The 10,942-nt window shown below is 49.5% G+C and carries 11 protein-coding genes; 1 reads left to right on the plus strand and 10 read right to left on the minus strand.

Annotated features, from left to right (window positions below):
- The 6 genes from DNI29_RS23630 to DNI29_RS23655 all read right to left on the minus strand — a co-directional run.
- Window positions 1-569: adenine-specific methyltransferase EcoRI family protein (locus tag DNI29_RS23630; protein WP_238388207.1), on the minus strand; the 569-nt coding region annotated here is incomplete at its 3' end.
- 256 nt (window positions 570-825) lie between these two features.
- Window positions 826-1,041, minus strand: coding sequence for an antitoxin VbhA family protein (locus DNI29_RS23635; RefSeq protein WP_110980621.1), 216 nt, complete (start codon window positions 1,039-1,041; stop codon window positions 826-828).
- Window positions 1,042-1,195: 154 nt separating this feature from the next.
- Window positions 1,196-3,013 (minus strand): ATP-binding protein, encoded by a 1,818-nt coding sequence (locus tag DNI29_RS23640; RefSeq protein ID WP_110980622.1) that lies wholly within the window; start codon window positions 3,011-3,013, stop codon window positions 1,196-1,198.
- A gap of 108 nt (window positions 3,014-3,121) precedes the next feature.
- Window positions 3,122-4,018, minus strand: coding sequence for a DUF5712 family protein (locus DNI29_RS23645; protein ID WP_110980623.1), 897 nt, complete (start codon window positions 4,016-4,018; stop codon window positions 3,122-3,124).
- The gene (locus tag DNI29_RS23650) at window positions 4,018-4,587 is read right to left on the minus strand and encodes a BfmA/BtgA family mobilization protein (protein WP_110980624.1); all 570 of its coding nucleotides are present in this window, start codon (window positions 4,585-4,587) and stop codon (window positions 4,018-4,020) included. Before DNI29_RS23650 ends, DNI29_RS23645 begins: the two co-directional genes overlap by 1 nt.
- 440 nt (window positions 4,588-5,027) lie before the next feature.
- Window positions 5,028-6,830 (minus strand): type IV secretory system conjugative DNA transfer family protein, encoded by a 1,803-nt coding sequence (locus tag DNI29_RS23655; protein ID WP_110980625.1) that lies wholly within the window; start codon window positions 6,828-6,830, stop codon window positions 5,028-5,030.
- Window positions 6,831-7,366: 536 nt separating this feature from the next.
- On the opposite strand from DNI29_RS23655, the gene DNI29_RS23660 reads away from it, so the two are divergent.
- Window positions 7,367-8,347 carry a replication initiation protein gene (locus tag DNI29_RS23660; protein ID WP_110980628.1) on the plus strand — a complete coding sequence of 327 codons (981 nt, stop codon included), beginning with the start codon at window positions 7,367-7,369 and terminating at the stop codon, window positions 8,345-8,347.
- Window positions 8,348-8,355: 8 nt separating this feature from the next.
- Here DNI29_RS23660 and DNI29_RS24785 read toward each other — a convergent pair whose 3' ends face one another.
- The 4 genes from DNI29_RS24785 to DNI29_RS23680 form a co-directional block, all read right to left on the minus strand.
- Entirely contained in the window at window positions 8,356-8,838 is a 483-nt protein-coding gene (locus tag DNI29_RS24785) for a hypothetical protein (RefSeq protein WP_202910580.1), read from the minus strand.
- Window positions 8,839-8,956: 118 nt separating this feature from the next.
- The gene (locus DNI29_RS23670) at window positions 8,957-9,292 is read right to left on the minus strand and encodes a hypothetical protein (protein ID WP_110980626.1); all 336 of its coding nucleotides are present in this window, start codon (window positions 9,290-9,292) and stop codon (window positions 8,957-8,959) included.
- A 39-nt stretch (window positions 9,293-9,331) separates the two neighbouring features.
- A complete protein-coding gene (locus DNI29_RS23675; protein WP_110980627.1) occupies window positions 9,332-10,429 on the minus strand; it encodes a GmrSD restriction endonuclease domain-containing protein in 1,098 nt (365 codons plus the stop codon).
- A partial coding sequence (locus tag DNI29_RS23680; protein ID WP_238388208.1) for an adenine-specific methyltransferase EcoRI family protein occupies window positions 10,426-10,942 on the minus strand: 517 nt, incomplete at its 5' end. The genes DNI29_RS23680 and DNI29_RS23675, both read right to left, overlap by 4 nt.

Here is a 10,942-nt window from a genome sequence, read left to right on the forward strand (position 1 = left end):
CCATATCCCAACCAAACCTTATTTTCCTTAATTAGCTTAAAGATCTCCTTATAGGTAATGGCATTCTGGTGACCAATGATGACAAACTTCTTGTCGTGAGCTATTAGCTGCTCTACATAGGCGCGAAAGAGAGAGAAGGGCGGATTAGTAACTACGATATCAGCTTCGCGGAGCAGAGCTACACTTTCAGAACTGCGAAAATCGCCATCACCGCGCAGGGGCACCACCCCAATTTCCTGGGCATTAGGAATGCGGTCGCCGTTTTTGTCACCCATATACTCCAGCTTCACGGCTGTTTCGCTGGTATTGTGGCTGAACAAGTCCATGTCCTGGTTCTTGTAGCAGGTCGTAATGAGCTTTTTCAAACCTAACTCCTCAAAGCGATAGGAGAAGTAGTGAAAGAAGTTGGAAACGCGCGGGTCGTCACAGTTACAGAAAACCGTTTTACCCTGAAAATGCGCTTTATAGTGCTTTAGCTCTCGCTCAATGTCGGCGAGTTGAGTATAGAACTCGTCTTTCTTGCCGGCTTTGGCAGCTTGCAGATTCTGATTAAGTTTTTTGGACGGCATAGAAGCAAGGATGAAGCCTCAAAGCTAGCATTACTAATAATGTATTTGAGTCAGTAGCCCACAGTCAAGTCTATTTTTCCCGGCCATATGCAAACTGGATTTTGGGGGTAGTTAGTGGTGGGTGTTCTTCCTCTCTAGTTCCTGGGAAAAGTTGATTAACATAACATCGGTTCTCGGACACTTCCCGGAATCGCACCAGTTTTTGGCCGGTCGCCTTGCGCTGCCCAACGTGGTACTTTTCCAGTGAAGGCTCTAATTATTGAGGACGTTTTTCAGGCAAGGGGTAGATGCTCATGGCCTTATCAATGGCCTGCTGTAGCGTACACTCCCCCCGCACATAGCGGTCATACACAGCTCTAGTTTCGGGAGTAACAATAGCGCCCTGTGCTTGGCTAGCAGCATAGGAGCGTTGCATGATGTCACGGCGCTGAACCTCGGTGGCCTCCTGGGGTAGAAAGAAAGGGTTATTCATGAATTAAATACTATTAGATACTTCTAAAAAAGAAGACTTTTCAAGGTTTACTGCAAACTAAAGCAGTTACTCCAAATTATTCATTGCAGACACCTTTCACCTGTTAAATAGTATAATATAATTATAACAAATAATCATATACCAAGAGCAATCCTTAGTTATCTAATATGTGTTTAATTTTTGTTAGCCATTCTGTTATTTCTTCAGAGACACCAAGAGCTTTTAAAAGTTCATTAGACATTTGTTTCGCCCCATGATCTGACAAATATGATTTTATTCTAGTTTCTTTAAAGGACTTAACTCTTTTAACTTCCGAAACTATATCCATATCCATCCAGCTATTATGCCATCCTTCTTCTCTGGTATTAATTAATGGATTCTCTAGCGAAAAAATATTCTTTACTACATCTGGATGTATGTAATTTTCAATTTCTATACTTTTAGTTAAGGTAGCATAAGAGCCATCGCCTCTAGCATTTACCTCATCACAGTTTTTTTGATATTTATAATCCTTATCTCTATCATAAATGTGAAATTCTGGAATACCTAGTTTCCTTAAGTAATTATTAGTTACCCAGTAAGCTAGTATACTACCACCCAGAGGAATGATAATAACTCTATTGTCATTTATCAAATCAATAGGAACATTAATATGAGATGATATATTTATTAAAAAATCCACATCAGTAGGGCCTTCCATGCAAACTATAGCCTTTAATTGATCAGGCTTAATAGGCAAAGCTGGCAACACTCCTAGGGTCTTAGCTATCAACTCTACATTGTCCTTATTTCCATTATCAATACACAATACTCCTTCCTTTTTGTGTACAAATCTTATATTATCTAATTCAATCATTCCTGCCAAAGCAGGACTATGCGTAGTAAGTATTACTTGACTATTATTATCTGATGACAACTCTTGCAGAGCTTCAATCAATTTTATTTGCCAATCTGGATGCTGTGCTGTTTCCGGTTCTTCAATAGCATATATAACATCAACTTGTTGAGCACTTTTTCTCTTACGTTCTGCTTCTGCTCTAAAGAAGTTTATCAGAACTAATCTTCTTACCCCGCTACCTCGCTTATTAAGTGGTATCCCGTCATCACTTATTAGATTAAAGTTAAAAACACTATCCCATTTCAACTCTTTAGGTATTTCTAATTTTAAATGAGAAGCAACTTCGGGATTCATTTCTTTGAGCTTACTTAGCGTAATGCCCGCTATATCTTGCAACTTCTTCTCAACCTCATCTTTAATATCATTGAGCTTAGCAGACATTTCCTTTAAAACCTGCTTAGTAGCAAATTTCATTGGGTCTTGTATTTCACTATCCTTATCTTGATTTTTTCTATCAGATTGAAACAAAGCATACAAAGGAAAATAATTACTTATAGCTTCATAAATTTTCTTTGTATCTTCTTTATCGATATCAATAAGAACTTCTGAATAAATTATCTCGTGCGGATAGTTTTCTCTTATTGCTCTCCTTATATCCGAGCTAACATTAGCTTTATACAATGATTTATCTATACCTATTTGCTCTGCCCTTTTCTTTAAGTCACCTATTTTCAGAGATAACAAATCGTACAAATCTTCATTTATAGGATGATTGGCACATAGTTGTATTTGAATTTTCGACTTATATGTCTTTCTTATTTCCAAAAATCCATCAACATTCAATAGTTTTTCATCAACCAAGGATGTTTCGACATCAGAATCAATAATTATCTTTTCTGGCAAATCCCTGAAAGATGCCCCAATCATCACACAACTACCCTCCACAGATGAATTACATAAATCTGATTTATCTAATTTAATAACACCTCCCTCCAAAAAAATATCAAGAGCCTCTAGAATAGTAGACTTACCTGCATCATTCTTTCCAATAATAGTAGTTAAATCATCAAAACGAATCTCAGTTAACTTTTTATAATTTCTAAAATTTTCAATTACTAATTTTTCTATTTTCATCTTTAAAACATGAATGAGTTCAACGTACTATTATTAAATTCTGGCCTTGAGCTATTTGACGAATTTCAAGATTACTCTTTCTGCTAAAGTACGATTTTAAGGCAGTCATTACATCCTTATTCCTTTACCACGTTGCTTCGGGTTGGGGTTCGCTAAATCAGGTGTAGTAGCTATAGGGGCTAATATTGTGTCGGGCTGCTCCGTAGCATTTCTCTGTGGCTGCATCCTATGTCCAAGCAATGAGTGCTGTATCACTTGGTGCTGCTCCTTAATTGATTGAGCTCTAAGCGCAGCACACTCTTCCAAAGTGCCGTGCTGCATGGTATGTGCATAGCGAAAAGTTTCAGCCAGGGGCCGCTCGTAGCTGAACACCTGGTCAAATGCCTGCTCTACCCGTTCCGAATACTGCTTGCGCTCAAAGCCGCCCGTCACTACTCCGCGCTCGGTGTTCTTGTGGTTAGTCAGCGGGCTCAGGTGATAGGGGTTCTTCCGGTCAAGTTCGCCGGTCTGCTTGCGCTCGGTGTAGCGGGATAGGTTTTCCGTACGGCTAACTAGAACATGAATGTGCGTCTGCTCGCCTTCCTTGGGCTGGCCTCGGGGCACGTCGCCCACCTGCACGGCCCGATCTCTCGGGCCAGTAGTTCGCTCGTGCTCCACCTTGGCGAAGTATACTAGGTCTTTGCCCTCAATGCCTTTCCCAAAGTTGGCCGCGTACTCTTCCATCGCTGCTCGAGTGTAGGCGCGCAGCTTCTCCGGGTCGCTGTCAATGTGGCGTAGTTCCGCTTGGCTCGGGGCAAGTATCACCTGGTAGTATTTGTCGGCGTCGCGGTTCAGGTTGCGCTTGTTGCGGTCGAGCGCCTGCGTGACTTCGGCGGCGGGCACGTCCTCCCGGTCGAGGCTAAACCACTGCCCTTGCACCTCCTTTTCTAAGTAAGCAACCAGGCCCGCGCAGCTGCCGGTGCGTTGGGACAAGCCTGTGCCGGAACTCGGGATTTTGGCAACCATTAGGCGGGCTTAGTAGGGGGCGGTGGAGTAGCGGTGGCCGGTGCTGGGGCGGGGGCTCGCGGGATGAATTGGGCGGGGTTCAGTTCCCTACCTAACAAGGCGGCCAGCATCTTGCGCAGAGGGGCCAACTCCGGGAGGGGAGCATAGCTGGGGGCGGCGGTGCTCAGCAGATTTGGGTGACGGTACTCGGGTTTGAAGGCTTGGCGGATTACCGCTGTTAGCCACTGCTCGACGTTCGCTACCTGCGGCTCGGTTAGCTCGTTCGGCTTGGTAGCCTGCTGGTGTAGGCCACGCACATCGGCCAAAATGGGCTTCAGGTACTGCTTCTCCTGCTCCCGGATAAATCCAATGGTGCGCTTGTCAAGGTCCATCAGCTTAGCCGTGATTTTAGCTAGGCTACTGGTCAGGTCCGGGCCGGTGGGTTGCTGGGGGTCCGCCTTGGTTACGCGGAAGTATTCTACCATCGCCGCCAGCAGCTTCGTGTTACTCAGCTTATGCTCCTTGGCTAGTTGTTGCAACGCCTCGTGCGTCGAGTCATCCGCCCGGATAAATTTGGCTGGTGTTGACATCTTTGTAAACAATTTTATATTGACTATCAGCTACTTAAATTAAATTGTAAACATTTATGTTTACGTGTTTATGAGGCAATATAACATAACTAGTTAATTATCAATCAGTATTTTGCGAGCGGAACGGTATGAAGCGCAGCGAATAGCGTTCCTGCTCGCTTCTTATCAGAACGACGTCGTTAGGGGTACGCCCGCGCCGTTTGCCCGGGCCCGTTGCCCGATTCCGGTTGACCAGGCTAGCAGAACAAGAGGGAATAAAAGGACAAGTAGGTACCCCTGCCTCCTCCTCTCTGCCGTCCTTACTGGTGCTCAGGCAAGATGCGAGCTGCTATGGTTCCCTCCTCCGACTAGCGGGTATCTGCTCGTCTGCTGGGGGTAGGAGGTCAACTGCTGGGCTGGGTATGCTCCCTGCGAAATATGCTATCGCTCTGCTTCCGGGTTTAGTAGCCTTGCAGGGGTCCCTCGTCCTCGCTAGGGGCTAGCGGCGGTACTGCTGGGGTGAGTGGTTGAGTTAGCTGGGCCAGCTGTTCGGGCTCTTGGCTAGGAGTTGGCGTGGGGTGAACGATGGCCCGCACCCGGGCCTTGATGGCGGCAAAGTTCTGGCTTACCTGGTCGGCTCCTAACTCCTGGAACGGGGCGATTTTCACGGCTTGGCTGGGCTGGGCCTGGAACGTGGCGTGGAACTCCGGTCGGCGGCTCTCCACCACTAGGCCCGCGAACTCGCCTACCCCGAAGCGCATCACCTGCTGGGCCTCCAACTTGTCGCGCTGCTGGATGCTCACCGACTCGCTGGTGCTCTTGGTGTGGGTGCTCGGCTTGAAGATGTTGACCTGCGAACTCTTGCTTTTGCCCGCTGTAGTGGAGCGGTATTCCTTGTCCACCTTCCCGAACATCTTGCTCACCCGCTCGGCCGTGGCCGTGTTCGTGGTGCGGCCCCAAAACTGGTTGCCTAGGTTGGCCAGAATCATCTCCGATTCCTGCCGACTTGTCAGGGCTTCCATCTGGGCCACGTCCTGCACCGCGTACACCGTGGCCACCTTGTTGCTGCGGGCGGTGGCCGGGATCTGGGCGAAGTTGGGAATGAACAGGGTCGGCGCTTCATCGAGTAGCACCAGGCTCGGCAAGCGACCCTGCTGGTTCAGGCGCTTGATGGCCGTGGCCACGATGAGGGAAATGAGCGGAGAGAACGTGCTGCTCAGGGCCGGGTCGTTGCCCACCACCAGGACGCCCGGCGTTTTGGGGCTGTTCAGGTCGAGCGGCACCTGGTCGCCGCTCATCACCCAAAAGATCTCGGGCGTGTTGAGCACGGCGAGGTAGTTCTGGATGGTCGAGAATACCCCGGCGATGGTGTTCTCGGATTTGCTGGCGCTGGCTATGGAGGCAATGAGGCCCCGCACTTCCTCGTCCTGCTGCAGAGTGGCCAGCAGCTGCGGCGCGTCGCTCTCTAGGATCATGCTCACGGCGGCGGGCAAGCTGCAGTGCTCCGGATGGTTGCGGCGCAAGTACCAGATGCACCCGGCCAGCAGCACCTCGCCCGACTGGATCCAAAAATTGCGCTGCTGCGCGGCTTTAGCGTCGAGGTTCGTGATGATGGTGGCCGCGGCCTCGCGGGCAAAGCTGGCGGTGGCCAGCAGCTGCGGGGCCAAGGGGTTTACCCGGTGGCTGCGCGAGAGGTCGGTGAAGTTGACGTAATAGGTCGCGAGCGTATCGGCGAAGCTGCCGGCTACTTCCTCGGCCAGCGTGGGAAACTTGAAGTCATAGACGACGCCTGTTAGCCCCAGCGCACCCGCCTGCTGAATGATGGGCTCAATGATGGACTTGCTTTTGCCGCTGCCCGCGCCGCCCGCGATGAAGGTGCCCCGGAAGGGGTTACCTAGACGCACTGCGGAGCCGCTAGTCGTGCGCAGCACGAAATTCAGGGACTGGTTCCCGTCTGCGGTCTGTGCGTGCTTCTCAGGCCCTGAAACGCTGCGATAGATATTCCAGCCTAACCAAGCCAGCAGCAGGAGCGTGGCCAGTCCCCCGAGCCAGGTGGAGGCGATGCCGGCGAGCAGGAATAGGCCCACGAACCGACCGAAGGAATCAAACGGCTCGTCCGGGGGCTCGCGTAGGCCAATGGCCCGGTAAAGGCCTCGTGACAGGGCGGGCAGTGCTCGTTCCAGCTTGCCGGCTAGGAGTTGCGCGATGAAACCGAATAGAAGCGCCCCTAACAGGACGAATACCCAATGAAAGAAAGTAGCCATAGAGTCTCGGTAGCGTAATCAGTAGTAATACGGCCGGGAAGGTACAAATACCGAGAAAAGGGCTGTCAAAGGGGGCATTTTTCGGTACAAAAGCGAAGTCAAACCAGGCCTTTATACCAACATATGCCACTGATTACCAATTATATATAAATTATTTAATATTCGCAAACTGCTGGCTTCCAGTACTTTGCTGTTTTTGTTTGGGCTGCGCCGCACCGCTTATCCACGAGTTCTAAAAGCTTTTCCTCGCGCGAATCACAATTGTGTATTTCTTTATTTGTACCTATTTGCTATTTGAGGGGCATATAATACACTGATTCACAAACACTTGCCTGGCTTAATCCGAACAGATTATAAGTAAACCCGAACAGATCATAAGTAAATCCGAACAGATTATAAGTCCAAAAAGGGGCTAACCCGAACAGATTATAAGTGAAACCCGAACAGATTATAAGTAAACCCGAACGGATTAGGCGAAGTGTTTTTTATTATTGTTCGCCTTCGCTAGCTTCGCCTTTGCAACCAAGCTTCTAGCTATGAAGTCCGACCTGGAAGTACGCCAACATAACGCGCTGACTAATGCGCGTTATGAGTACACCGAGACACAATCCAACATCTTTCTAGTGTTGCTCTCGAAGTTGCGCAAGGATGCCCCGGATGCCGTGTATCAGATAACGGTCCCCGAAATGGAGAAAGCGACAGGTAGCCAATACAATTACAAGCAGTTGCGTGAATCCACCAAGGAGATGATGAGCCGCGTTCACGAAATAAATACACTGCACAACGGCCGCGAAGTATTCCGGCAGCTCGTCTTGTTCAAGCGGATTGATTATATCCTCGGGACGGGGGTTATCGAGCTAGAGTTCAACGAGTACGCTACTCAATATCTATTCGACCTTAAGAATAACTTCACTTCCTTTCAGGTGCAGGCAGCCTTAAGCCTGACCAGCAAGCATGCTAAGCGGATCTATCAGATTTGCAGCCAGTGGAAGGACATAGGCGAAACCAAGAAAATGGCTATTCTGGACCTCAAGAAAACCCTTAGCCTGGCCGATGATAAAGGCCGTGAAGAGTACACGGAAATATCTATGTTCAAGAAGAACGTGCTAGACGTGGCCGTGAAGCAAATCAATGAAAAAACGGATTTGCTGATTGGTTATAAGTTGGAAAAAGTGGGGCGTGGCTTTAAAAACATCGTCTTCACGGTTAAGCCGCAAGCAGTGGCGCTTCCATTAGCATTCGGGTTGCTGCCGGATGAGGCACCTAGCTTAGCTGCTCACCAGGTCGAGAACGCTGGGCGGCTGCTCGCGCAACTCAGCATTACCACCCCTGCTCTGGTTGAACAGATTCTAGGCAACGCCTCGCACGTTGCGGCCTGCAACAAGTTTGCGCATGACTTGAAAACAGGCAGGCATACTAGCGCCCGTTCCCTCTCGGGCCTGCTGCTCACAATGCTTGGTATCAAGAAAGCAACTGCTGGCGGGCCGCTATTTGACAAGCCTACTAAAGCCCGTTAGCCTCACTCCTATTTGCCGAATACCCGCTGCCAAAAGCCCTTGCGGGCGGGCTCGGCCATTCGGGCGGCAATGCCTTCGACCAGTTGGGTCAGCTGCTCCACCTGTACCTGCAGGTCGCGGGGGCTGGCGGGTAGCTGCGACTGCGTGAGCTGGCCCTGACAGAAGGAACGCACGTCCTCGTTTACAAACTGGCCCATCGTCTTGCCGACACGTTGAGCGGTTTTCTCCACGATGGCCCGCGTTTCCAAATCTACTCCCCGAATAGCCCAAACGCCTGTATCGGGAGCCTTGCGGGGCCTTCCACCCTTCGCTTTGGGTTTTGTTTCGTTTTGTTTCGCCCCTTCTGCGGCCGGTTCGGCAGGTGTTATACTTAACTCAGGTTTTGTTTCGCCTACTTCCTCTGGTGTACCACTAAACTCGGGTTCTGTTTCGGCACTTTCGGCAAGTGTTGTACTTAACTCGGGTTTTGTTTCTTCCGGCTGGGACTGCATAGCGGTTTAGTTAGACGTTCTGTTGCACGGCTAATCTAATGACAAATCACCCAATTCGTTTTGTATAACTAAACATCCGGTTTAGTTATCATCTGACAACTCACTAGCTAACTGCACTTTATAGCCTAGGCAACTCAAAGCTAAGTGGCGCCTGTGGGCGGTCATAGCTAATGTCTACTCGGTTGAGGCTGTCTCGAATTGAACCGTCCTCCTGCACCTGGATGGACTCCGGAAAGGCAAAGTGCTCGCGCAACTGGGCCGCGTCAATGGGGTCGGTAAAGGCGTAGTGCAGCTCGCCCCCTGGGTCCGACCTCCACCCATCCTCGTGCCACCACTGGGCCGGGCGGTTGCCCTGGGCTAGTAGGTACTCGATGACGGGGCGCAAGTGAGCGGTGCGCGGGTCGCGGCCTGTGTCATGCTCGACTCCCTGAGCGGCTAGCGGTATTTTGGACATAGTAGATAAGTTGGGTTTGAGGCTACGCACCCTCACATCTTATTTTCCACTCTTACGCCGGTTATCGTCTTTGCACAGCATCTGTAAGTTGCTATCTACGGTTTTACCGCCTTCGTGCCACGGGGTAATATGATCGGCTTCCATCTCGTGCAGCTCGAATTTCTTACCACATTTTGCGCAGATGCCACCCTGCTTTTCATAGGCTTTTTGCTTCTGGCTGTCGCTGAAGGCGCGAAGGCTAAGGTGGCGTTCGTCGCCTGTGAGCAGGTAGGGATATATGCCGCTCTTACGCTCTACATCGTCGTCGGCAATGAGACGGGCTGTTTCGCGCTCTAGGTGGGCTGTGTCAAAAGTTTTGTCTTTGTATTGGTTGTAGAGCCGACCCCAAGCCACACTTTTCATGAACTTCTTGCGCTGTACGGTAAAGGTGGTTCTTACCCATTCTATCACGTCGCGAAAGTAGCGCCACAGTGGAGCGGCATTCTGGTCGTGCTGATGCGCACTCATGTACATGTCGATGGCACCAGTGCTAATCCAGTCCAGTGCCGTTTCCAGATAATCCTGCCGGATGGGCGAGCCAGTGAGATAGTCTTGGCCTATCTGATAAGCCGCACAGTTATTTTTAGAAAAGTACTTTCGAGCATCACTCAACCACGGCCCCGCAAATACCGCGTTGCGAATCTCCTGCTCCATCAGTCTCTCACCCGCAATATTGATGGTACGAAACCATTCCAGCTTCTCACTTTCGTCACCAGTGCACACGTACACCATCAGCTTGTAGTCAAGCAATTGATTACGCTGGTCGTCTTGCAGGTTGCTGAAGGCCAATTGGTGCCCATCACGCTTCACTGAGAAGTCGCCCGCTACATACTGGCAGATGGAAATGGTGCGCTGTTGCCCGTCAATTACCTCGTAGCCGCCACCGGGCCGACTGGCCCAGTATAGCACGTTTAGCGGGTAGTCGCGTGCTACGGTGGCTAACACTGCGTCGCGCTGCTTATCCTTGTAAATAAACTCGCGCTGGTAAGGCGGGCGCACATCAAGTTGGCCACCTAGGGCTACCACACCCGCGTCGGCGCTGTCTTCATAGCCTGCTGTAAGCTCCCGAACGGTGACTTCGCGTAATTCTATTTTCATAATTGGGGGTTGAGATTTCTAATAAAAATCCTGCTGTACATTCTTTTGCCATTCACATAGCCTCTTCCCTTGGGGACATTCAAATCATATTCGTTCCCCAGAATCTCAAATTGGTCAGGGTTATATTTATCTAGAAAAGTGATAGGTACACCCATTGCACCAGGGTAGTCATAAGGAATATCGACTACTTTATCCACGTTAATAGCATCGTAATTATCATAAGTCGGATGCTTCTCCGGTGAATATTTCTGCACCATAATTAGCTCCTCGTGACGCTTAGGCGTGTCTATATTAGTATACCAAACGACACCTGAAACGCGTATCATCCCTTCTTTGTGGTCCGCATCAGAAGCGTAATCATCATAGTGGTTATTGACAAAGTGAGCGCAGTTCCGCTTAAAGCCATATCCCAACCAAACCTTATTTTCCTTAATTAGCTTAAAGATCTCCTTATAGGTAATGGCATTCTGGTGACCAATGATGACAAACTTCTTGTCGTGAGCTATTAGCTGC

The organism is Hymenobacter sediminis (genome assembly GCF_003231285.1).
GTDB classification, from domain to species: Bacteria; Bacteroidota; Bacteroidia; order Cytophagales; family Hymenobacteraceae; genus Hymenobacter; species Hymenobacter sediminis.

Excerpts from the sequence above, each read along its gene's own strand:
- DNI29_RS23655 (WP_110980625.1), bottom strand. The coding sequence starts at position 6,830 with ATGGCTACTTTCTTTCATTGGGTATTCGTCCTGTTAGGGGCGCTTCTA.
- DNI29_RS23635 (WP_110980621.1), bottom strand. The coding sequence starts at position 1,041 with ATGAATAACCCTTTCTTTCTACCCCAGGAGGCCACCGAGGTTCAGCGC.
- DNI29_RS23645 (WP_110980623.1), bottom strand. The coding sequence starts at position 4,018 with ATGGTTGCCAAAATCCCGAGTTCCGGCACAGGCTTGTCCCAACGCACC.
- DNI29_RS23670 (WP_110980626.1), bottom strand. The coding sequence starts at position 9,292 with ATGTCCAAAATACCGCTAGCCGCTCAGGGAGTCGAGCATGACACAGGC.
- DNI29_RS23675 (WP_110980627.1), bottom strand. The coding sequence starts at position 10,429 with ATGAAAATAGAATTACGCGAAGTCACCGTTCGGGAGCTTACAGCAGGC.
- DNI29_RS23660 (WP_110980628.1), top strand. The coding sequence starts at position 7,367 with ATGAAGTCCGACCTGGAAGTACGCCAACATAACGCGCTGACTAATGCG.
- DNI29_RS23650 (WP_110980624.1), bottom strand. The coding sequence starts at position 4,587 with ATGTCAACACCAGCCAAATTTATCCGGGCGGATGACTCGACGCACGAG.
- DNI29_RS24785 (WP_202910580.1), bottom strand. The coding sequence starts at position 8,838 with ATGCAGTCCCAGCCGGAAGAAACAAAACCCGAGTTAAGTACAACACTT.
- DNI29_RS23640 (WP_110980622.1), bottom strand. The coding sequence starts at position 3,013 with ATGAAAATAGAAAAATTAGTAATTGAAAATTTTAGAAATTATAAAAAG.